This is a genomic window from Anaerobacillus sp. 63XJN7_5_ISO-PGPR-S23-430 (assembly GCF_056173695.1).
The window spans coordinates 2890719-2911861 of sequence record NZ_CM149686.1 but is presented as its reverse complement, the minus strand read 5'-3'; the positions used below and the strand labels follow the sequence as shown (position 1 = coordinate 2911861).

The following is a 21143-nucleotide window of genomic DNA, read 5'->3' as shown; positions in this document are numbered from 1 at the left end:
CCTACTAAACTCTTTCGAAGAGGGGGGGGGGAACATATGGGGGGCATTTTACATAGTTATTTATTTCTAGTTGGGCTTGCGCTTGGGTCTTTTTATAATGTCGTAGGTCTGCGGGTGCCTGTCAAACGATCGATTGTGGCCCCTCGCTCATCCTGTCCAACATGTGAACGAGAGCTTTCACTGCTTGAGCTTGTGCCGGTTTTCTCATATTTATTCCAGCGCGGGAAATGCAAAGGCTGTGCGTCACGCATTTCACCTATTTACGCCAGTGTTGAATTCGCTACGGCACTTCTTTTTACGATTGCACCGTTTTTAGTGGGATGGTCAAAAGAATTGATCATTTCTTATGGATTGATTTCGCTTCTTGTGATTATTTTTGTTTCAGATATCACCTATATGCTTATTCCAGATCGTATTCTTCTCTTTTTTGCTGCTTACTTTATTGTTGGTCGAATCCTTGTTCCAATGGATCCGTGGTATAGCCCTTTTATTGGAGCGGCTGGAGGATTTTTATTACTCCTTCTCATTGCTGTTATTAGTAAAGGGGGAATGGGGGGCGGTGACATTAAATTATTTGCGGTACTAGGCTTCGTATTTGGTTATCAGGAATTACTTCTTGTGTTTTTCTTTTCTACTTTATGTGGCACGATCATTGGCGTAACAGCGCTATCGACTGGAAGAGTAAAGCGAAAGCAGCACATTCCGTTTGGGCCATCGATAGCGCTAGGCGCGATCTTAACGTATTTTTATGGCGAACAAATTTTGCGCTGGTATTTTAGTTTTCTTTCATGATGGAGGGAATAAACGATAGGACTTTTTAATTTCAAGCCAAAAAAAGCAGATTAGTTTGATTCTGCATGATCATGTGATTCGGGTGGTAGAGCTCGCGCCTTCTACGATGGGGATTCGTTCTTATCAGGAACGATTTATACCTGAAGGGTTTGTTAAGGACGGAAAATTATGGAGTGTGATACGCTCTTCGTGATTTTAGAAGAGTGGGGAATTAAAGGGAAGCGGGTCGTTTTTCTTGTGCCTAATGCCTATCTTGTTTTCCGTTATGAGAAGATCCCGCGAGCCATTTCTAACGATGACATTAAAGGCTACTTGTACCTTGAATTTGGGGCGAGCATCACGTTTCTTTTTCTGAATTTCGTTTTGATTATGAGTAGATTAGTGAAACGGATGCTGTGTTGCTAGATGAAGCTGAGAAAAATGAGTTAACATATACGGCGAATGTAGCTACTTTTCACATCCCACCTTAACGGATCTAGCAGAGCAAACGCCATCGATTGATTATCCAGAACCTGCAGATAAAGACAATCCATTGTATGAAAAGGTTGATAAAGAAGAAGCTTCGGAGTAATGATGTTTTTATAATCACAAGTGATATAGCAAGTGGAGGAAGCCTTTGTCGGTTAACGGAGGCTTCTTTTTATCGTCTGAATTATCCTGATCTACTCTAGTATTTTCAGTTCTAGTATTTCGTCAGAATTCATAGACTGTAGTACAAGCCGGTACCGAGGAGGATGATTATGGATAAGGAGAGACGGACGATTTCAATCCGATTAAATGATGAGGAGAAAAGCGAGCCTCCCGAAACACATAAAGAAGAAAGCGCAGCAGCTGAGGAGAAGGAATTTGAGTGGATTTTACCCGAACGGCGTGATTCGAGGAAAATAGTAGAACTTAAAAAGAGGCACATTCAAAAAAAAGCTGGAGCTTTTTATGAAAAGAAAAGTCCAAGGCTCCCAGTTGGACGCAAAAAGAAAAAACACTTAGTTAATAAGAAACCTATTATTACACTACAAAAGAAAGTGGTGGCTTCCGCTGCTTTTGCTATTATTCTTGGGATTTTATTTGGATTTGGTTTATTAATGGTATTCAGTGGGGATAGCGTGGCGACGATAGATGATGGATATGAAGAAGCAGCTACAACGACCACGGATTTGGACTTATCATTAGATTTTCACGTAGTTCAATCTGGAGCTTATGAAACAGAGGAGTCTGCGAAGGAGTTTCAAGACAAGTTAAAAGAGAATGGATTTCCGGCAGCTATTTTTAAAGGAGAGAAATACTATTTGTTTATAGGTGTATCTCCTTCTGCTGAAGGACAGGATGCACTTGGAGCTTATTATGAAGGAAAAGGACAGGATGTCTATAAGAAGGTGTGGTCGATTGATGGTCAGAAAGCATCTGTGAGTGACGAAATGGCGGGTCAGATGAAGGAAGGCAAAGCGTTGCTCGAAAAATTAACGACGCTAGATCTTGTCGCATTATCTGATGGAAAGCTGAAAGAAGCTGAAATGAGTGACATAAAAAAAGAAGTTGAAGCCTGGAATGAGAGTGGCTCGGGGAGAAAAGAGTGGGATAAAATCGGCGGGAAAGAGCTTGAACAAAGTCTGAACAGTGCTTTGGAGGAACTTGAAATGTACGCTTCTGACGAAACAGTACCGTCTTTATGGGTTGCTCAGCAGCATTTATTAGACGGGATGGTAGCATTTCAAAATGTAGTGGAAAGGTTGAAATAATCAGTTATTTGCGGAGATTCTCAATTAACGGTACGATATGAGTATTGGGAGCGACCCTCCCTAACGACTTTTTCTTAACGAATTAAAATAAGATTAAACAAATTTAAACTGTATGCACATACAGAAACGAAAGAAAACGAAAAATGTAGAGGAACGTTAGAAAATTAAATTGTGGAAAGAAAAGGGATTTGATAAGCTGTTATCAAGCCCTTTTCCCACTTATGAATCATTTACAAAAAGGGTGGTAAAATGAAGCGCCTCGTCTTAGCCTCAGGGTCTCCACGAAGAAAAGAACTTCTAGATCAAATGAATCTCCAATTTGAGATTATCGTTAGCCGCTTTGAAGAGCATCTCTCTCAATCTGTCCCACCTTCAGAACTTGTGAAACAGCTTGCCTTAGGGAAAGCAAATGAAGTGTATACAAATACTTCAGATGCTGTCGTGCTAGGTGCAGATACGGTTGTTACACTCGACCATGAGGTCCTTGGAAAACCTGATAGCCGCGAGCATGCGAGGCAGATGCTTAAAGCCTTATCAGGACGATCTCACGTCGTTTATTCAGGTGTGGCCATTCTATCCAGTGAACGAAGTTCTCAATTCTTTGAAGCAACTGAAGTAGAATTCTGGGAGTTAACAGATCAGGAGATTGAGAATTATCTGGATACAGGAGAGCCTTTTGATAAAGCGGGAGGTTATGGCATACAGGGTTTCGGTGCCGCCTTTGTGAAGCGAATTCATGGTGATTATTATAGTGTGGTAGGGCTTCCTATTTCGAAAACGCTACGAGAGCTTCGTGCGTTTGGAATTGTTCCGGAGATTCAGCGGTAGTCAGTCATGAAGATGAATCCAGGGAGGAAGCGTGTTGTTGAAAACACCTTTAATGATTCGAGATTATCCTGAAGAAGAGCGCCCGAGAGAGCGTCTGATGAAGGATGGTCCTGAGACCTTATCCAATCAAGAATTATTAGCTATTATCCTCAGGACAGGAACAAAGCAGGAGTCAGTACTTCAGCTTTCTTATCGCATTATCCAGAACTTTGAAGGACTTCGACTTCTGAAAGATGCAAGTATTGAAGAGTTAACGTCTCTAAACGGCGTTGGAACTGCTAAAGCGGTTCAGCTAATCGCAGCGATGGAGCTCGGTAGAAGAGTTAGCCGCCTTCAATTAGAAGAGCGCTATACGATTCGTTCTCCTGAAGATGGTGCGAATTATGTGATGGAAGACATGCGCTTCCTATCACAAGAACATTTTGTTTGCTTATACTTAAATACGAAGAATCAGGTACTGCATCGTCAAACTGTCTTTGTTGGAAGTCTAAACGCATCGATTGTTCATCCGCGTGAGGTCTTTCGTGAAGCATTTAGGCGGTCGGCAGCTTCATTAATTTGTTTTCATAATCATCCGAGCGGTGATCCAACACCGAGCAGAGAAGATATTGAAGTGACAAAACGTCTTGCAGAATGTGGTAAAATGCTTGGTATTGATATGCTAGATCATATTATTATCGGAGATCAGAAGTTTATTAGTTTAAAAGAAAAAGGGTATGTATAAATCGGACGTGGGATAGCACGTATTCCCACTACCGTTTTCAATACTGATGCAGTATAATCATATTTATGAGTTTTGCTTGAATTGAAGGGAGATTTAACATAAATGTTTGGTGGATTTTCAAGAGATATGGGAATAGATTTAGGTACAGCTAATACGCTGGCATATGTAAAAGGAAAAGGCGTTGTTGTTCGAGAGCCATCAGTTGTGGCACTTCGTACAGATACAGGTTCTATTGAAGCAGTCGGAAACGACGCAAAGAACATGATTGGACGTACACCGGGTAATATCGTTGCACTTCGTCCAATGAAAGATGGCGTTATTGCTGATTTTGAAACAACGGCTACAATGCTAAAATATTTTATTCAACAGGCACAGAAAAACCGTTCTGTGTTCGCACGTAAGCCAAACGTGATGGTTTGTGTACCTTCAGGGATCACGGCTGTCGAAAAAAGAGCAGTAGAAGATGCAACTCGTCAAGCTGGAGCACGTGAACCTTATACAATTGAAGAGCCGTTTGCAGCCGCAATCGGAGCTGATCTACCAGTTTGGGAACCAACTGGTAGTATGGTTGTCGATATTGGTGGAGGAACAACAGAAGTTGCGATCATCTCATTAGGTGGAATCGTTACAAGTGAATCGATTCGCATTGCTGGTGATGAGATGGACGAGTCTATCATTCAATATGTGAAGAAAACATACAATTTAATGATTGGTGAGCGTACAGCTGAACAGCTTAAGCTTGAAATCGGATCTGCTGGAACGACAGAAGGTATTGAAGCGATGGATATTCGTGGACGTGACCTTGTAACGGGTCTTCCAAAGACGATCAGCGTATCCGCTGATGAAGTGTCGGGCGCTCTTCGTGATACGGTTAATAGCATTATGGAAGCTGTTAAAGTAACACTTGAGAAAACACCGCCAGAACTTGCAGCAGATATTATGGATCGTGGAATTGTTCTTACAGGCGGTGGTGCATTGCTTCGTAACTTGGATCAGGTGATTAGCGATGAAACAAAAATGCCTGTTATTGTAGCTGAGAATCCGCTTGAGTGCGTAGCGATTGGTACTGGGCGTGCGCTAGAAAATATTCATCTGTTCAAATCTAGAGCTGGTATTACTTCCCGCTCAAAACAGAAGTAGTTGGAAGGTGTAAGGCATGCCACAATTTTTTTCGAATAAACGACTCATTGTATTACTTGTCAGTATCATTATTCTTGTAGCGTTAATTGGGACGTCTATGAAAGAACGTGATGCTCTCACGATGCCGGAGCAATTTTTCAAAGATTCCGTTGGCTGGCTTCAATCAATCTTCTATAAACCCGCTAATTCAGTAGCGGGTTTATTTGAGAGTATTGGTGATATGAAGGACATGTACGAAGAAAATGAGCTATTGAAATCGAGACTTAATGAATTTGTTGCTGTCTCAGAAGAGCTCAAAACAGTGAAGAAGGAAAATGAAGACTTAAAAAGCGAATTAAACATCGATTCATCAACTGGGTTAGCTAGCTATCAAACATTTCACGCAAATATGATTGCAAGATCTCCAGATCGGTGGAATGATTTATTAACGATTGATAAAGGTAAACAGGACGGGGTAGAAGCGGATATGGCTGTTGCCACACCGGATGGATTAATCGGTAAAGTGAAAAACGTTCAGCCTTTTTCATCGACTGTCCAGCTAGTGAGTGATGTAGACCGGACGAATCGAATCGCTGCTATGACTCAAGAAGATAAGAACGTTTTCGGTACAATAGAAGGTTATGATACTGAAAAAGAAGTGCTTATGTTCTCGAAAATTCCAGTAGATACAAAGGTTGAAAAAGGTCAAACTGTTATTACGGCAGGTAATGGAGGCATTTTTCCACGAGGTATTGTCATCGGGGAAATTGTAGATGTTGAAACAGACAACGTTGGAACGACTCAGACGGCTTATGTGAAACCAGCGGCCGATTTATATGATATTAACAATGTTATGGTAATCGATCGTGGAGCGCAGGATGTTACGCCTGATGACGGAGAAGGTGAAGAGGAATGAGGCGTTTTCTTCTAATTGGAACGCTATTTGTTCTTTTTCTTCTTGAAGGTACCGTTTTTCAGGTGTTTGCCCCTGAGCAATTTGGATTTGAATTTCAATTAATCCCACGTTTTGTTACGGTGATTGTGATTATGATTGGAATGATTCTCTCCCCTGCTTATGGTGTAGTGTACGGTGTCGTATTTGGTCTATTGCACGATTTGATCTACACGGATCTTGTTGGTGTCTATATGTTTGGAATGTCTGTTGCAGCCTACATAATCGGTTATTTATCGAAAGTATTTCACCTGAATTGGTTTACAACGCTTATCCTCGGTTTACTGGGCGTATCATTGGTGGAATTCTATGTGTATGAACTATTTTCACTTATTAATGTAACGGATCTTTCTTTCTCTTCCTTTTTCTACAAACGCTATCTTCCTTCATTACTTTTAAATGGAATCTTTTTGCTTATTGTTTACTATCCTGTTAAACGGTTGCTGGATGATTTATCGGAAAACCGTAGACAAGAAAATCAGGCCAAAAGAAGGAGTTTCCTTTAGCAACGTTGAATTATTCTATGTTGAGGTGAATGAAATTGTCTATGGTACAAAAGCAAACACAGCATTTTGTCACGATTAAAGGAACGAAAGATGGCTTGAATCTGATTCTAGATGATTCTTGCGCTTTTCGTGATGTTATAAATGAACTTGATGAAAAACTTTCCGCTCGTCATATACAGCAGACGGAAGGTCATACGATTACTGTTACCCTTAAATTGGGTAATCGATATTTAACAGACAAACAAGAAGAAGAGCTTCGTGCCATGATTCAATCTAAGCAAAACCTTGAAGTTGATCGGATTGATTCAAATGTCATCTCTCGGAGTGAAGCGGAAGCAGAGCGAAAAAGAACAACTGTAACATCTGTTTCGAGAACCGTTCGTTCCGGACAGGTACTTGAAGTAGAAGGAGACCTTCTTTTGATTGGCGACGTTAATCCTGGTGGCACCGTAATAGCTGCAGGGAATATATTCGTAATGGGTTCGCTTAGAGGCATCGCACATGCAGGGGCTTATGGCGATATAAATGCCGTGATTACGGCATCTGTTATGAAGCCATCTCAGTTGAAAATCGCTGAACTAATAAGCAGGCCACCTGATCAAGCAGGAGTAAGTATTCATGAAGCAGAATGTGCTTTTGTTAAGGACGGGCAATCTGAAATTAGCGTTGATCGCGTTCAAATACTGACTAAAGTTCGACCGAATTTGACTAGGTTGTAGACAGAAAGGGGAATGTTGTGTGGGAGACGCTATCGTCATTACTTCCGGAAAAGGTGGTGTGGGTAAGACCACAACGACAGCAAACATTGGGACAGCTCTTGCACTATCGGGGAAAAAAGTATGTCTGGTAGATACAGATATAGGTCTTCGAAATCTTGATGTAGTCATGGGACTTGAAAATCGTATTATTTACGATCTTGTCGATGTTGCTGAAGAGCGATGTCGACTACATCAAGCGTTAATAAAAGATAAGCGTTTTGAAGCGCTTTATATGCTACCTGCAGCTCAAACGAAAGATAAATCTGCTGTGCAGCCAGAGCAAATGAAGAAGATTATTGGTGAGTTAAAGCAGGATTATGACTATGTTCTCATTGACTGTCCTGCTGGCATTGAGCAGGGCTTTAAGAATGCGATTGCAGGCGCGGATAAATCGGTTGTAGTCACAACTCCCGAAACGTCGGCTGTTCGAGATGCTGATCGTATTATAGGCCTTCTTGAAAAAGAAGAAGGTATTGAAGCACCAAAACTTGTTGTTAATCGTATCCGAAACCATATGATGGAAAGTGGAGAAATGCTAGATGTAGATGAAATCGTTTCTATTCTTGCTATCGATCTACTTGGCATTGTTGGCGATGACGATACAGTTATTACAGCATCTAACAAAGGAGAGCCCATTGCGCTCGACCCTAGTTCAAAAGCATCCATTGCCTATCGCAATATCGCGAGACGAATTTTAGGTGAATCTGTTCCGCTTCTTTCTCTCCAGGAAGAACGAGGGATGTTTAGTAAAGTGAAGAAATTCTTTGGAATGCGTTCCTAAATCTCGGCTGCGGCCGGGATTTTTTTGTTTCTTGCTATTCCTTCTTCCTTATCAAAGTAAGACGGCTTTTGATCGGTTGTGTGATCTTCATTTCATTCAATTCCTTGTGAAAGAAAGTATTCTCAATGACATATCCCCACAGGACAAGTCATAAACTGAGTACTACTTATAGGAAGGTTGGGTGAAGAATGCGGAGAGACCTAGATGATGTAAGGAAACGACTTCATTCAAGAAAAAGACAGCGGCGAGCAGTTCCCCAAATGGAAAGACGTCATGATGCTATCCCTTCATCTTCTTTTCAAAACACGGAGGTCAAAATCCATCCTCTCTTTAACAGGCAAAGTTTTTTAATGCGCTCGATGGTTGCGGCATGCTTGTTTCTTGCTGCAGGAATACTATTTAAAGCAGAGAGCGATAAGGTTGCGCCTGTTCAGGAGTATGTGTCAGACATGATGGTAGAAGAATTTCAGTTTGCCACTGTGAAAAGTTGGTATGAAGGAAAGTTTGGGAATCCTGTGGCATTGTTCCCGACAGCGCCTGAAACTGATTCAGTAGGGGAAGCACCAAGCTATGCCCTTCCTGCGAGCGGAAAAGTACTTGAAAGCTTTGAATCGACGGGCAAAGGAATCATGGTTGAAACGGTTTTAAGCTCCGATGTTGAAGCAATCGATGCAGGAGTAGTGACATATGCAGGTGAGAAAGAAGGAATTGGCCAAACAGTAGTGATTCAGCATACGGATGGTAGTGAATCATGGTATGGGATGCTAGATTCGGTGGATGTATCGATCTATGATTTTGTTCAAACAAAGGATCAACTTGGAAGCGTGTCGAATTCTGATGATGGGAAGACAGGAACGTTCTATTTTGCCATTAAGAAGAACGAAGCATTTATTGATCCGCTTCAAGTTGTGCCAATCAAATAATGGTGAAAATGATAACGATCCATCCACTATTTTGGATGACGATTGGTCTTTCCATCTTAACAGGTAGGTTTAGAGAGATGCTGCTGCTCTTCTTAGTTGTCCTCATTCACGAGTTAGGGCATGCGGGGGCAGCCCGTATTTTAGGATGGCGTATCAATGAGATCGTTTTATTACCATTTGGGGGCGTAGCCGTAGTTGATGAACATGGGAATCGTCCCTTGAAAGAAGAGCTTATTGTCATTCTCGCAGGGCCGTTACAGCATGTTTGGATGATGGGGGTTGGCGCGACGCTCCATTATATGGGAATATGGAATGACATGTTCGCTCTCTTTATGCTTCATAATATCATGATTCTTTTGTTTAATTTGCTGCCGATTTGGCCACTCGATGGCGGGAAGCTCCTCTTTCTTCTTTATTCTTTGCGTCTTCCCTTTAAATCGGCTCACAAAATGATGCTATATTCTTCGTTGTTTTGCTTTTCACTTCTTATTATTTTAACAGCGATATTATTTCCTTTTCATCTTAATTTGTGGATGGTGATTGTGTTTCTGTCTGTATCACAATTTAAAGAATGGAAACATCATCCTTATATTTATTTTAGATTTTTACTTGAACGCTATTCTAAATCGTTTAATGGGAAAAAACAGGTTGTTACAATTGCTCCAGATATGCGCTTAAATGACTTGCTAGCAACCTTTTCACGAGGGAAGCATTACCATATCCTCATACAAGATTTGAATATTGAAACAGATGAACATTTCTTACTGGAGGCTTATTTCAAAAAAAATCAAATTGCCTGTGCAGTGGGAACGCTATTTAGGTAAACTAAAGAAAAGCTACTAAAGGAGAACGGCTATGCGATTAATTGTTCTTGAGAGAAATCAATTGCGGGCAGCAGCTATTGAAATAAATAATGAACTTACAGATATATGGGCGGAAACGTTGACGAATAGGAAGCCTTCTCAAGGAGATATTATTCTCGGAAAAGTGTCTTCCGTATTAGATGGCAAAAACGCCGCCTTTATCTCTTTAGGCAGTGGAAAACCCGGGTTATTAAATGGAGAAGAATTTGTTTTAGCGCAAGGGAAAAAGACAGCTGGAGAACCATTACCGGCTGTTTCTGAATGCGTTCAAGAAGGACAGGCTATTCTTGTTCAAGTAAAGCATCCAGGCGTTGATCGGAAGGGCCCAATTGTTACAGAGCTAATTAAGCTGACGTTGGGTCACTTAGTCTACATGCCTTATGCAGGATACTCAGCTGTATCGAAGCAGTTAACTACAAATCGTGAAGAACTACTCCAATTTGCAGATAAATATTGTATAGAGCAAGAAGGTGTTATCTTTAGAACTAGTGCAGGATACATAAAGGAAGAAGCTCTTTTAGCGGAATTACAGTCTCATCGTAAAGAATGGCTGCGTATTCTCGAACAATCCTCTTCACAACGAGCGCCTAGTATGGTGAAAAAAAACAGTGGCCTTGGGGAGGAAGTGAGCAAACTATACCCCCTTCATCGGGTGAGTAGTTTAGCGGCAAATTCCTCCGAAGCGGTTAGCTCGTTTTTTCCGCTTTTATCAAAGAATGCGACCCTGATGGAATTGAATGAGAAGAAAAAAAAGCTTGATAAGCTTGAAGATACCATTCTGAATATGAAGAAAACCATTAAAATGGGGAAAGCGAATCTTCATATTGAAGAAACGCATGCATTGACAGCTATTGACGTCGATACTGGAGGAGTAAAGCTTGGGACGAAAAATGAAACTCATTTCGAAGTGAATCGATTAGCGGTGGACGAAATTGCGAAACAGCTTCGACTTCGCAACATTAGTGGATTGATTGTCGTCGATTTTTTACGAGTCGAGAAAGAAGAGCAACAGAACCTTCATGCGTTAATGAAAAGCAAAGAAGAAACAGATAAACGCTTAAAAGTTGGAGGATTTACAAAGCTAGGACTATTTGAGATGCAACGTAAAAAGTCCGGACTTCCGTTAAGTCGGTTTGTGTAAAATAAGTCACGTTAATCGCATTGACATGGCAATTTTAGCTGTGGTATGATTTAGTGGTTAGTTCGTTTGGAAGCACCCAAAGAGCTACAACCGCTCAAGAACAGGTTTTTAAGCTAGTTTCTAGCACCTGCAATGGCGAGTCTTAGTATTAGAGGAGGTGCACGTATGTACGCAATTATTGAAACTGGTGGTAAACAAATCAAGGTTACTGAAGGTCAAGAAATCTACATCGAGCTTCTAAACACTGAAGCTGGTGAAACGGTTACTTTTGACCGTGTGCTAATGGTAGGTGGAGATGACATTAAAGTTGGTTCTCCTATGCTAGATGGCGCTACTGTAACTGGTAAAGTTGATAAGCACGGTAAAGGTAAGAAAATCACGGTTTATAAATATAAGCCAAAGAAAAACTACCGTCGTAAGCAAGGACACCGTCAACCTTACACTAAAGTAGTTATCGACAAAATTAACGCTTAAGGATATCTAAGATGATACGTTTCAAGGTGAAGCGAGATTCTAACAATCGCATCCTTTCATTTTCCCTTTCTGGACACGCTGATTCTGGCCCTTATGGCTATGATTTAGTTTGTGCAGGTGTTTCTGCTGTGTCGATTGGGACGGTGAATGCGATTGAATCCCTTTGCGATGTAACTCTCATAGTTGATATGGAGGATGAAGGCGGCTACCTCAGCTGTACTGTTCCGGATCATCTGGAACAACGTATAGATGAGAATGTTCAACTTCTCCTTCAAGGAATGGAAGTATCCATTTCTGCTATTGCCGAGGAATATGGCAAGCACATCCAAATTACTCACACATAGGAGGTGGGACAATATGTTGAAAATGAATCTACAGTTTTTCGCATCGAAAAAGGGTGTAGGTAGTACAAAAAACGGCCGTGATTCAATCTCCAAGCGTCTTGGCGCGAAGAGCGCAGACGGCGAGTTCGTATCCGGCGGTTCGATTCTTTTCCGTCAACGCGGAACTAAGATCTACCCTGGTACAAACGTTGGCCGCGGTGGAGACGACACTCTATATGCGAAAATCGACGGCGTCGTGAAATTCGAGCGTCTTGGACGTGACCGTAAACAAGTAAGTGTATATCCAGTTGCTAAGGAAGCGTAAGCAACTTAAGAAAAACTCTAACCGAACGGTTAGAGTTTTTTGATATAATGGAGAAAATGAGATGGATAAGTGACGATGCACAATGAATTCGCGTAAGATTGTTTTCTTTTAATCCAAAGTAACATACAGAAAAGATCTATTGTTATAATGAAGGAAATGGTTAGAGCATTGGGAGTGCAATTATGTCTAAAAATTGGAATACCTTTGACGTTCTGCGCCATTCTCGTCATGATTGGTTAAATCGTTTGCAGCTGATCAAGGGAAACCTTGCGCTGGATCATGTAGACAGGGCAAAGGAAATTATCGAAGAAATTATTATCCAGTCGAGACAGGAAGCAAAATTATCGAATTTAAATGCTCCGAAACTTGCAGAATATATATTAACGTTTAACTGGTGTAACCATTTATTTCAGTTGGATTTTGAAGTGATCGGAGACGAGTATGATATTTGCGTTTATGAAGCGGATCTTATCGAGTTAATCTCTCGATGTACAACAGTGCTTGATTCTCATGTGAAAGTTCCATCAGATCATCACTTGTTATTAACGCTTCAGTTGTACCACGAAGAAATTCATCTTGTTTTTGATTTTCAAGGTGAAGTTTCCGATCAAAACAAGCTCAAGCTGGCGTTCGAAAATCCTGAGGTGAAAAGCGCTAAATTGATTGAATTAGAGCAAACGGGTCAGGAGCTAGTTAGCACGTTTTTGATTAAATGAGGTGAAAGTATGTTTGTAGATCAGGTCAAAGTATTTGTTAAAGCAGGCGATGGCGGAAATGGTATGGTTGCCTTCCGTCGAGAGAAATATGTACCGGATGGCGGTCCAGCAGGAGGCGATGGAGGAAAAGGCGCAAGCGTCATTTTCGAAGTAGAAGAAGGTCTTCGTACGCTTATGGATTTCCGTTACAATCGTCATTTTAAAGCCAAAACAGGTGAGCATGGTCGCTCGAAGAATCAGCATGGCCGTAATTCAGAAGATATGGTTGTAAAGGTCCCACCTGGTACAATTGTATCTAATGCGGAAACGGGAGAAGTTATTGCGGATCTAACTGAGCATGGGCAACGAGCAACTGTAGCGCGTGGCGGTCGAGGCGGACGTGGGAATTCACGTTTTGCATCACCTTCTAACCCGGCACCAGAGCTTTCAGAGAATGGTGAACCTGGGGAAGAAAAAGATGTTACTTTAGAGCTTAAGGTTCTAGCTGATGTTGGACTTGTTGGGTTTCCTAGTGTAGGTAAGTCAACGCTTCTATCCGTAGTATCAGCAGCGAAGCCCAAGATTGCAGCATACCATTTTACAACGATTGCACCCAATCTAGGTGTTGTTGATACAAAAGATGGACGCAGTTTCGTTATGGCTGATTTACCTGGATTAATTGAGGGCGCTCATGAAGGCGTTGGCCTTGGCCATCAGTTCCTTCGACACATTGAACGAACACGAGTTATCGTTCACGTCATTGATATGTCTGGTATGGAAGGGCGAGACCCTTATGAAGACTACTTGAAGATCAATGATGAGTTAAAGCAATATAAAATGCGTCTAATGGAACGTCCGCAAATCATTGTCGCTAATAAAATGGATCTTCCAGATTCTGAAGAAAATCTTGAAATTTTCAAGGAAAAGCTTGAGGAAGATTTCCCGATTTATCCGATTTCTGCTGTAACGCGACAAGGTGTCCAGGAAGTATTGTTTGAAATTGCAGACAAGCTTGAGACAACACCTGAGTTCCCTCTTGATGAAGAGAAGGAAGAAGAGACTCGCGTGATGTACCGTCACGAAAAAGGTGCACCTGAGTTCTTTGTAACGCGTGATAGCGACGGAACATTCGTTGTTAACGGACCACGAATTGAAAAGCTATTCAAGATGACAGACTTTAACCGAGAAGACAATGTTCGCAGGTTCGCGCAACAAATGCGTAGCATGGGAATTGATGATGCGCTAAGAGAGCGTGGAGCTGAGGATGGAGATGCGGTTCGAATTCTGGAGTTCGAATTTGAGTTCGTAGACTGATAAACGGAGAAGACTGTCCTCATGGAAGGGCGGTCTTTTTTTACATAGAGCTACATGAACATAGCAAACCTGTGAATGGTATACGATTATCGGTCGTAGCTGGCCGCGATAGAGGAGAGGGGAAGAATGAGCAAAGACGATAAGAATTTTTATCTCGTTCGGGAAGATGTCCTATCTGATTCGATGTTGAAAACGCTGCAAGCCAAGCTTCTTCTTGAAAGTGGCACTGTGGAATCAGTTCGAGAAGCCATTGATGAAGTTGGCGTAAGTCGGAGTGCATTCTATAAATATCGTGACACAATCTTACCGTTTCATACGATGATCATTGAACAGATCGTAACGCTCTCGGTTCATTTGGAAGATCGTTCAGGAGCGCTTTCTAGAGTGCTTAGCACAGTAGCCTCACTTGGTTGCAATTTATTGACGATTAACCAGACGATTCCCCTACAGGGCTATGCTACGGTTATTTTAACAATGGAAATTGGTGAAACAAACTTACGCTTAAGCAATTTACTTGAGAAAATTAAAGACATCGAAGCCGTAAACAATGCTGAAATTATTGGATCTGGAGCATAGGGGGAGAAAATGGATAATCAAAAGAAGATAGGTTTTCTTGGACCAGAAGGAACTTTTACAGAAATCGCAGCAAAAACGTTATTTCAAGACGAGGATCGGACACCTTTTCCTACGATTCGCGCATGCCTTGAAGCAGTAGAAAATGGTTCTGTTGACTATGGCGTTGTTCCTCTAGAGAATACGATTGAAGGCTCCGTTAATATGACGCTTGATCTTCTTTCGCAGCAAGTTTCACTTCCAATCGTAGGAGAGCTTGTATTGCCAATTCGACAGCACTTACTGATCCATCCTGATCAAAACGATTGGACAAAGATTACTCGAGTTCTTTCGCATCCGCACGCGATAGCCCAATGCCATGTTTTTCTCCAAAAGGAGTTAGCTCAAGCTGAGCTTAGTAATGCAGCGTCTACAAGTGCTGCAGCGGAATATGTGCAGAGTACCGGAAAGATCGAAGAGGCAGCAATTGGTAATGAACTTGCTGCAGAAAAATACGGATTAACCATTGCACAGGCTGACATACATGATACAGAAGATAATGATACTCGCTTTCTTGTTTTACATCAAACGGCTGAACCACTCCCGAGAACTAACCTATTTCGGGAAGACCGCGTCACTTACAAGATTATTCTTCCTTCAGATTATCCTGGAGCCCTCCATCAAGTGCTTGCGGCATTTGCATGGCGTAATCTCAATTTAACGAAAATCGAGTCTCGCCCAATGAAAACAGGACTTGGTAACTATTTCTTTATTATTGATGTCGAACGTCCTAACCGCGATGTACTCTTAAAAGGTGTAATGGAAGAAATTCAAGCGCTTGGTATTGGTATTTCTGTATTAGGAGAGTACCCCTGCTTTGTTGTAACGAATAAATAGCGATAGGAATGCAATAAAAAGGAACGGCATCTGAGCCGTTCTTTTTTATTGGAAAATAAAGTTTTTAGAATTAGTCCTGTTCTAAAAGAAACCCTTCGTGTTTTAATGCGTTGATAACAGCCTCAAGCTGTGATTTAGAGTTTGCTTCGATTGTATGAAGATGAACACCAGAAGTAAGCTCGGACAAAAGAGAAGCATTTGTCATAGAGAGCTTAGAAAGAAATTGATCTGCTTCAAAGCGATTTCCAACGTAAAGTGAAGCTGTTAAGTGTCCATAAAGAGGATGCTCAACGGTGACGTCTTTCACAGTCCCTCCGTTATCAACTATTGTATAGAGTTCATTCTTTGTATCTTCTGGTAAATGCTTGCATGCAATCACTTGTTCTTGCTTTGTATCTTTCCGATCTGAAGAGAACATGACATATCCTTGGGAAGTAGCGATAATCGGTTCATTTCTTGCTTTTAACAAAGAAATATCCTGGACAATCACTTGTCTGCTGACATTGGTTCGTTTTGATAAATCACTTCCTGTTAAAGGCTTTTCGCTCTCTTTCAGCCATTGAAGAATGAGTAACCTCCTGTTCTCACCCAGTATTTTTTCTCCTTCTTGTCCCACTATTGAAAACTCCTTTCGAAGACCACGATGTGTACCCTTATTATATCTTTGTTACGGAAGTGCGTGTAAGGATTTCATTAAATACGTCTGCTATTTTCTCTATTTCTTTCTGTGTAGTTCTTTTTCCAAAGCTTATACGAATTAACTCTCTAGCTTCATCATCCGATCTTCCCATTGCTCGCAATGTCTTTGAAGCCTGCTGTTGGCCAACTGAACAGGCTGATCCAGTTGAAATAGCAATTCCTTTGCGATTCAGCTCTAGCATGACATATTGTCCTTCCATCCCTTTGATTCGAAGTCCGATAATATGTGGTAGTCCTTGCTCTCCCTCGATGACAATATTCGGATGAGTAAGTTTATTCACGAGGTAGGCACGTAAGTTTGTATATTTTGTTTGGTTCGAGTTCAACGCATGAATCGTTTCTTCTGCTGCTGCAGCAAAGGACATAATGCCTGGAACATTTACGGTACCAGGGCGAAATCCTTTTTCATGAACGGTTCCGGGTAAATTCTGCCTCCATGCTAAAGACGGTGCAATATAGCATGCACCGACACCTTTTGGTCCATATACCTTATGGGATGAAACGGATAATGCAGAGATATGCATCTCCTTGACATTAATCGCGATTTTGCCGAAAGCCTGTACCGCATCTGTATGGAAAAGAATGTGACGCTTCGCAAGTTCTTCTCCGATTTCTTTCATTGACTGAACGGATCCTATTTCACTATTGCCAAAGGCGACCGATACTAAAATCGTGTCTTCACGAATAGTCTTTAACAATTCACTAAGTAATACATGCCCATTATGATCATAAGAAAGATATGTTACCTCATATCCTTCCTGTTCTAGCTGAGAGAATGTATGCAAAACGGAAGAATGCTCTGCAGCACAAGTAATCAAATGTCCTTTAGCATACATTTTTACTAAACTTCTAAGAGCAAGTATATTTGATTCTGTTCCACCAGATGTAAAATAAACTCCTGATGGTTCGCCATTTATGTGAGAGGCGATTGAACTACGCGCAGCTTCTAGTAAATGAGAAGCGTTGGTGCCAGCATCATGAGAACTTTGTGTATTTGCATAGAAATGCTGTGCGGCATGAGTATATGCCTCAATTGCAGCTTCTGACATCGGTGTTGAAGCTGCGTAGTCTAAATAAATCATTTTAATCTCCTCGCTTATATTCTGTCTTGTTATTTATTTAAATATATGTAAATATAGGTGTCAAGACACATGTTAATTTACTTTGGTGTAATCTCCATATTGTTCAGCGAGAGAAGGGATTTCATGAATCAGCTAAAAACAGATGTATTAGTAATTGGAAGTGGCGTGAGTGGATTGATGGTGGCCGAACTTCTTTCGGCGCAAAAGAATGTGACTATTATCACAAAGTCTAAGTTTGGACAAAGCAATTCAATGCTTGCACAAGGAGGAATTGCCGCAGCTACAGCTGATGAAGACAGCTGGACAAATCATTTTTTTGATACGATTCGTGCTGGGGTTTTTCATAATAATGAAGAACTAACGGAACTTTTGGTCAGAAAAGGACCAGATCAAATCGATCAGCTCATAAACTTAGGGGTTCATTTTGATCAAGAAGCTGATGGAAAGTATAAAAGGTGTAAAGAAGGAGCTCATAGTGTTTCACGTATTTATCATTCTGGGGGAGATGCGACGGGGAGAGAAATTGTTTTAACGCTAATGAAGCGTGTTCAAAGAAAGTGTACGATCATTGAGCATCATCAAATCGTTGACTTAACAATGAAAGATGGGCAGTGTATTGGAGCTGAAGCGATCAATCAAGAAGGTGAAAGAATGCTTATTAATGCAGCGTACACTATTCTCGCTACCGGAGGAGCGGGGCAACTTTACCCTGTTACTTCAAATGAACTATCAATAACGGGCGATGGTCTTGCGATGGCTTATCGTGCCGGAGCCGTTCTAGCCGACCTAGAATTTATGCAGTTTCATCCTACAATGTATGCAGGAGACACCGAGCAATCGTTCCTTATTTCAGAAGCTGTCCGAGGAGAAGGCGGCATTTTAGTAACGGTTGAAGGCAAGCGTTTAATGGAAGGTAAGCATGACCAATTAGATCTCGCCCCAAGAGATGTCGTTGCGAGAGAGATTCAACAAGAGGCTTCGACTGTATACCTTGACATATCAAAGGTTTCACAGTTTGAAGAACGATTTCCAACAATCGCTAAGCAGTGTCAAAGTCATGCCGTAAGATTAGCTGAGGGACTCATTCCCGTGAAACCAGGCGCCCATTTTCTTATGGGCGGAGTAATGACGGACCAGGTTGGTAGAACATCCATAGAAGGTTTATTTGCTCTTGGTGAGGTCGCTCATACAGGTGTGCACGGTGCTAACCGTCTTGCAAGCAATTCTCTTTTGGAGGGAATTGTATTTGCTAGTGAAGCGTCGGAGTGGATTCTTCAAAATAAACGGAACGTTACGGAAGGTAAATTGGAGAGCTCACATTTTCAACTTCATGAACCTTTGTTAACAACAAATGAGTTAAAAAACATAATGGAGCAACATGTAGGAATGGTGAGAACAAGTGATGGGTTAGCTTACTCGCTAAGAATGCTTCAGCTGGATGAAATGAGGCTAGTTGAGGATTTAAAAATAGAGTCAATCGAGCGATACAATATGTTTCAGGTAGGGTGGTTAATGGCAACTTCAGCTTTTCTTCGTGAAGAAAGCAGAGGAGGGCATTATCGCGCAGATTATCCAGATCAGAAGCAAGAGTGGAAGCAAAAAAGAATACTCAGGGGGATATATTACGATGATTGGGCTGAAAGTCAAAAAAGATCTCGAACAGTTTTTTATTGAAGACATTGGAAATGTTGATTTATCAAGTGAGTTGTTATTTCGTTCAGAGGATCAAGCTGAGGCGTTATTTGTAATGAAAGAGGCTGGCGTTTTTTGTGGGCATCAGGTAATCGAGACCGGGTTTGAACTTCTTGATCGGGATATTTGTGTCGAGGTTTACGTCGAAGATGGCGATCACGTTCAAACTGGTGAAGTAATTGCTTCTGTGAAAGGAAATGTTCGCACAATATTAACGGGAGAACGGGTTGTTTTAAATATGATACAGCGAATGAGCGGTATTGCAACGATGACTTCTCATGCTGTGGAAATTTTGGGGGATTCATCGATTCGGATCTGTGATACACGCAAAACGACGCCTGGGTTAAGAATGTATGAGAAGTATGCAGTAAGGAGTGGAGGAGGATTTAATCATCGAATGACACTTGATAGCGGGGTAATGTTAAAAGATAATCACATTGCCCAGTTTGGTAGTATCGAACAGGCTGTAGCACATGTGAAAGGTCGCTTAGGGCATATGACCAAAATTGAAGTTGAGACGTCATCTGAAATAGAAGTTCGTCAAGCGGTGAATGCGGGAGCAGATATTATTATGTTTGATAATTGTTCTCCTACAGAAGTCTCTTCATACGCGCAGTTAGTACCTGACCACATTATAACTGAAGCTTCTGGGGGCATCACGCTTAAGAACCTTGCAACTTATCGTGATTCAGGTGTTCAGTTTATTTCACTCGGCTGCTTAACACACTCTGTTAAAAGCCTTGATATTAGCTTACGAATGAAAGGGGAAGAGAAATGAGTATTTTAGATGCGTTGAAGCGATCGAACGGACTTCCTGATCGATACAAAGAACTATCAGATCAAGAGATGGTAGAAAAAATCACAGCGATTAAAGCAGAGATGGGGGATCGTTTGTATTTACCTGCCCATCACTATCAAAAAGATGAAGTCATTCAATTTGCAGATGATACCGGAGATTCACTTCAACTTGCCCAGCTTGCCGCTCGGAATAAGAAGGCAGAAGCAATAGTCTTTTGTGGTGTTCATTTTATGGCCGAAACAGCAGATATTTTAACTGAAGAAGATCAAACGGTTATTTTACCTGATATGCGAGCGGGGTGTTCGATGGCTGATATGGCGAATATTTATCAAACTGAACGTGCTTGGAGCCATCTCATTAATCTTTTTGGAGAGACCATTCTCCCCCTAACTTATGTAAATTCAACGGCAGCTATTAAAGGATTCGTTGGAAGAAACGGAGGGGCAACTGTTACATCTTCAAATGCTGTAGCAATGGTTGAGTGGGGTTTTACTCAAAAAGAACGTATCCTATTTTTACCTGATCAGCATCTTGGGCGGAATACAGCTTACGACCTTGGTGTTCCACTTGAAGCGATGGCAGTGTGGGATCCAATAACGGATACGCTTGAATATAAAGGAGATTATGATGCAATTAAGGTGATTCTTTGGAAAGGTCATTGTTCCGTCCATGAAAAGTTTACAGTTCAAAACATCGCACAAATTCGAGAGAATGATCCTGATATGTCCGTCATTGTTCATCCAGAATGCAGTTTTGACGTTGTTAAACGTTCTGACTTATCAGGATCTACTAAAATGATTATTGAAACCATTGAGGAAGCAGAGCCAGGTACGAAATGGGCAATCGGAACAGAAATGAATCTTGTGAATCGGATCATTCAACAACATCCAGATAAAAGAATTGTTTCTTTAAACCCAAATATGTGTCCTTGTCTTACAATGAATCGAATCGATATGCCCCACCTTCTTTGGGCGCTTGAAGAAGTACAAAGTGGAAAGAAAACGAATCAAATAATCGTTGATCAAGAAACATCTTTCTACGCAATTAAATCATTGAATCGAATGCTTGATCGAGCATGATGGATAAGGAATCAGACTTGATGTTTGATTCCTTTTTTTATTGAAGAGAGAGACACTATACATAGCTACACTTACTCCTGCATATTAAT

Annotated in this window: 25 protein-coding genes and 1 other annotated feature; of the genes, 23 read left to right on the top strand and 2 right to left on the bottom strand. The window is 41.3% G+C overall.

Translation table 11 applies throughout. The annotated features are described in order from the left end of the window. The first annotated feature begins 36 nt into the window (after window positions 1-36). From AC0VYJ_RS15410 to pheA, 20 genes are all read left to right on the top strand, one after another. The gene (locus AC0VYJ_RS15410; protein WP_475365556.1) at window positions 37-792 is read left to right on the top strand and encodes a prepilin peptidase; all 756 of its coding nucleotides are present in this window, start codon (window positions 37-39) and stop codon (window positions 790-792) included. A gap of 168 nt (window positions 793-960) precedes the next feature. Then, on the top strand, window positions 961-1197 hold the full coding sequence (locus AC0VYJ_RS15405) for a hypothetical protein (protein ID WP_475365555.1): 237 nt from the start codon (window positions 961-963) through the stop codon (window positions 1195-1197). A 335-nt stretch (window positions 1198-1532) separates the two neighbouring features. Beyond that, the gene (locus AC0VYJ_RS15400; RefSeq protein WP_475365554.1) at window positions 1533-2528 is read left to right on the top strand and encodes an SPOR domain-containing protein; all 996 of its coding nucleotides are present in this window, start codon (window positions 1533-1535) and stop codon (window positions 2526-2528) included. A gap of 249 nt (window positions 2529-2777) precedes the next feature. After that, on the top strand, window positions 2778-3356 hold the full coding sequence (locus AC0VYJ_RS15395) for a Maf family protein (RefSeq protein ID WP_430244024.1): 579 nt from the start codon (window positions 2778-2780) through the stop codon (window positions 3354-3356). A gap of 52 nt (window positions 3357-3408) precedes the next feature. Further along, the gene (radC, locus tag AC0VYJ_RS15390; RefSeq protein ID WP_194219641.1) at window positions 3409-4080 is read left to right on the top strand and encodes a RadC family protein; all 672 of its coding nucleotides are present in this window, start codon (window positions 3409-3411) and stop codon (window positions 4078-4080) included. 102 nt (window positions 4081-4182) lie between these two features. Beyond that, window positions 4183-5220, top strand: a complete 1038-nt coding sequence (locus AC0VYJ_RS15385) for a rod shape-determining protein (protein ID WP_194219395.1) — start codon at window positions 4183-4185, stop codon at window positions 5218-5220. 16 nt (window positions 5221-5236) lie between these two features. After that, complete coding sequence (gene mreC, locus AC0VYJ_RS15380; protein ID WP_475365553.1) at window positions 5237-6115, top strand: rod shape-determining protein MreC; 879 nt, start codon at window positions 5237-5239, stop codon at window positions 6113-6115. Next, window positions 6112-6657, top strand: a complete 546-nt coding sequence (gene mreD / locus AC0VYJ_RS15375) for a rod shape-determining protein MreD (RefSeq protein WP_430244027.1) — start codon at window positions 6112-6114, stop codon at window positions 6655-6657. Before mreC ends, mreD begins: the two co-directional genes overlap by 4 nt. Before the next feature lie 41 nt (window positions 6658-6698). Continuing rightward, window positions 6699-7376: a septum site-determining protein MinC gene (minC, locus tag AC0VYJ_RS15370; protein WP_475367500.1), complete on the top strand. Its 678-nt coding sequence runs from the start codon at window positions 6699-6701 to the stop codon at window positions 7374-7376. A 19-nt stretch (window positions 7377-7395) separates the two neighbouring features. Continuing rightward, window positions 7396-8196, top strand: a complete 801-nt coding sequence (minD, locus tag AC0VYJ_RS15365; protein WP_194219398.1) for a septum site-determining protein MinD — start codon at window positions 7396-7398, stop codon at window positions 8194-8196. Window positions 8197-8456: 260 nt separating this feature from the next. After that, complete coding sequence (locus AC0VYJ_RS15360; RefSeq protein WP_475365552.1) at window positions 8457-9119, top strand: peptidoglycan DD-metalloendopeptidase family protein; 663 nt, start codon at window positions 8457-8459, stop codon at window positions 9117-9119. After that, window positions 9119-9943, top strand: coding sequence for a M50 family metallopeptidase (locus tag AC0VYJ_RS15355; RefSeq protein WP_475365551.1), 825 nt, complete (start codon window positions 9119-9121; stop codon window positions 9941-9943). Before AC0VYJ_RS15360 ends, AC0VYJ_RS15355 begins: the two co-directional genes overlap by 1 nt. A gap of 31 nt (window positions 9944-9974) precedes the next feature. Next, complete coding sequence (locus tag AC0VYJ_RS15350) at window positions 9975-11123, top strand: ribonuclease E/G (RefSeq protein ID WP_475365550.1); 1149 nt, start codon at window positions 9975-9977, stop codon at window positions 11121-11123. A gap of 78 nt (window positions 11124-11201) precedes the next feature. Beyond that, window positions 11202-11276 (top strand) — a sequence feature (ribosomal protein L21 leader region). A gap of 12 nt (window positions 11277-11288) precedes the next feature. Next, on the top strand, window positions 11289-11597 hold the full coding sequence (rplU, locus tag AC0VYJ_RS15345) for a 50S ribosomal protein L21 (protein ID WP_048312605.1): 309 nt from the start codon (window positions 11289-11291) through the stop codon (window positions 11595-11597). Between the two features lie 11 nt (window positions 11598-11608). Beyond that, entirely contained in the window at window positions 11609-11941 is a 333-nt protein-coding gene (locus AC0VYJ_RS15340; RefSeq protein ID WP_430244036.1) for a ribosomal-processing cysteine protease Prp, read from the top strand. 13 nt (window positions 11942-11954) lie between these two features. Beyond that, on the top strand, window positions 11955-12245 hold the full coding sequence (gene rpmA, locus AC0VYJ_RS15335; RefSeq protein ID WP_098444403.1) for a 50S ribosomal protein L27: 291 nt from the start codon (window positions 11955-11957) through the stop codon (window positions 12243-12245). A gap of 182 nt (window positions 12246-12427) precedes the next feature. Continuing rightward, window positions 12428-12961 (top strand): Spo0B C-terminal domain-containing protein, encoded by a 534-nt coding sequence (locus AC0VYJ_RS15330; protein WP_226614537.1) that lies wholly within the window; start codon window positions 12428-12430, stop codon window positions 12959-12961. A gap of 9 nt (window positions 12962-12970) precedes the next feature. After that, window positions 12971-14254: a GTPase ObgE gene (obgE, locus tag AC0VYJ_RS15325; protein WP_194219403.1), complete on the top strand. Its 1284-nt coding sequence runs from the start codon at window positions 12971-12973 to the stop codon at window positions 14252-14254. Between the two features lie 126 nt (window positions 14255-14380). Further along, complete coding sequence (locus tag AC0VYJ_RS15320; protein WP_194219404.1) at window positions 14381-14830, top strand: ACT domain-containing protein; 450 nt, start codon at window positions 14381-14383, stop codon at window positions 14828-14830. A gap of 9 nt (window positions 14831-14839) precedes the next feature. After that, entirely contained in the window at window positions 14840-15703 is an 864-nt protein-coding gene (pheA, locus tag AC0VYJ_RS15315; RefSeq protein ID WP_194219405.1) for a prephenate dehydratase, read from the top strand. Between the two features lie 70 nt (window positions 15704-15773). Here pheA and AC0VYJ_RS15310 read toward each other — a convergent pair whose 3' ends face one another. After that, on the bottom strand, window positions 15774-16319 hold the full coding sequence (locus AC0VYJ_RS15310; protein ID WP_370314245.1) for a transcription repressor NadR: 546 nt from the start codon (window positions 16317-16319) through the stop codon (window positions 15774-15776). Between the two features lie 40 nt (window positions 16320-16359). Next, complete coding sequence (locus AC0VYJ_RS15305) at window positions 16360-17484, bottom strand: IscS subfamily cysteine desulfurase (RefSeq protein ID WP_475365549.1); 1125 nt, start codon at window positions 17482-17484, stop codon at window positions 16360-16362. Window positions 17485-17607: 123 nt separating this feature from the next. Here AC0VYJ_RS15305 and nadB point away from each other — a divergent pair, with 123 nt between their 5' ends. The 3 genes from nadB to nadA are packed head-to-tail and all read left to right on the top strand — an operon-like array spanning window position 17608 to window position 21054. After that, window positions 17608-19158 carry an L-aspartate oxidase gene (nadB, locus tag AC0VYJ_RS15300; protein WP_475365548.1) on the top strand — a complete coding sequence of 517 codons (1551 nt, stop codon included), beginning with the start codon at window positions 17608-17610 and terminating at the stop codon, window positions 19156-19158. Further along, the gene (gene nadC, locus AC0VYJ_RS15295) at window positions 19112-19954 is read left to right on the top strand and encodes a carboxylating nicotinate-nucleotide diphosphorylase (RefSeq protein ID WP_430244046.1); all 843 of its coding nucleotides are present in this window, start codon (window positions 19112-19114) and stop codon (window positions 19952-19954) included. The genes nadB and nadC overlap by 47 nt, the downstream gene beginning before the upstream one ends. Further along, window positions 19951-21054 (top strand): quinolinate synthase NadA, encoded by a 1104-nt coding sequence (gene nadA / locus AC0VYJ_RS15290; RefSeq protein WP_475365547.1) that lies wholly within the window; start codon window positions 19951-19953, stop codon window positions 21052-21054. Before nadC ends, nadA begins: the two co-directional genes overlap by 4 nt. Window positions 21055-21143 lie beyond the last annotated feature (89 nt).

Coding starts and splice junctions, on each gene's coding strand:
- AC0VYJ_RS15410 (WP_475365556.1), top strand. CDS start 37: ATGGGGGGCATTTTACATAGTTATTTATTTCTAGTTGGGCTTGCGCTT.
- AC0VYJ_RS15405 (WP_475365555.1), top strand. CDS start 961: ATGGAGTGTGATACGCTCTTCGTGATTTTAGAAGAGTGGGGAATTAAA.
- AC0VYJ_RS15400 (WP_475365554.1), top strand. CDS start 1,533: ATGGATAAGGAGAGACGGACGATTTCAATCCGATTAAATGATGAGGAG.
- AC0VYJ_RS15395 (WP_430244024.1), top strand. CDS start 2,778: ATGAAGCGCCTCGTCTTAGCCTCAGGGTCTCCACGAAGAAAAGAACTT.
- radC (WP_194219641.1), top strand. CDS start 3,409: ATGATTCGAGATTATCCTGAAGAAGAGCGCCCGAGAGAGCGTCTGATG.
- AC0VYJ_RS15385 (WP_194219395.1), top strand. CDS start 4,183: ATGTTTGGTGGATTTTCAAGAGATATGGGAATAGATTTAGGTACAGCT.
- mreC (WP_475365553.1), top strand. CDS start 5,237: ATGCCACAATTTTTTTCGAATAAACGACTCATTGTATTACTTGTCAGT.
- mreD (WP_430244027.1), top strand. CDS start 6,112: ATGAGGCGTTTTCTTCTAATTGGAACGCTATTTGTTCTTTTTCTTCTT.
- minC (WP_475367500.1), top strand. CDS start 6,699: ATGGTACAAAAGCAAACACAGCATTTTGTCACGATTAAAGGAACGAAA.
- AC0VYJ_RS15360 (WP_475365552.1), top strand. CDS start 8,457: ATGGAAAGACGTCATGATGCTATCCCTTCATCTTCTTTTCAAAACACG.
- AC0VYJ_RS15355 (WP_475365551.1), top strand. CDS start 9,119: ATGGTGAAAATGATAACGATCCATCCACTATTTTGGATGACGATTGGT.
- AC0VYJ_RS15350 (WP_475365550.1), top strand. CDS start 9,975: ATGCGATTAATTGTTCTTGAGAGAAATCAATTGCGGGCAGCAGCTATT.
- rplU (WP_048312605.1), top strand. CDS start 11,289: ATGTACGCAATTATTGAAACTGGTGGTAAACAAATCAAGGTTACTGAA.
- AC0VYJ_RS15340 (WP_430244036.1), top strand. CDS start 11,609: ATGATACGTTTCAAGGTGAAGCGAGATTCTAACAATCGCATCCTTTCA.
- rpmA (WP_098444403.1), top strand. CDS start 11,955: ATGTTGAAAATGAATCTACAGTTTTTCGCATCGAAAAAGGGTGTAGGT.
- AC0VYJ_RS15330 (WP_226614537.1), top strand. CDS start 12,428: ATGTCTAAAAATTGGAATACCTTTGACGTTCTGCGCCATTCTCGTCAT.
- obgE (WP_194219403.1), top strand. CDS start 12,971: ATGTTTGTAGATCAGGTCAAAGTATTTGTTAAAGCAGGCGATGGCGGA.
- AC0VYJ_RS15320 (WP_194219404.1), top strand. CDS start 14,381: ATGAGCAAAGACGATAAGAATTTTTATCTCGTTCGGGAAGATGTCCTA.
- pheA (WP_194219405.1), top strand. CDS start 14,840: ATGGATAATCAAAAGAAGATAGGTTTTCTTGGACCAGAAGGAACTTTT.
- AC0VYJ_RS15305 (WP_475365549.1), bottom strand. CDS start 17,484: ATGATTTATTTAGACTACGCAGCTTCAACACCGATGTCAGAAGCTGCA.
- nadB (WP_475365548.1), top strand. CDS start 17,608: ATGAATCAGCTAAAAACAGATGTATTAGTAATTGGAAGTGGCGTGAGT.
- nadC (WP_430244046.1), top strand. CDS start 19,112: ATGATTGGGCTGAAAGTCAAAAAAGATCTCGAACAGTTTTTTATTGAA.
- nadA (WP_475365547.1), top strand. CDS start 19,951: ATGAGTATTTTAGATGCGTTGAAGCGATCGAACGGACTTCCTGATCGA.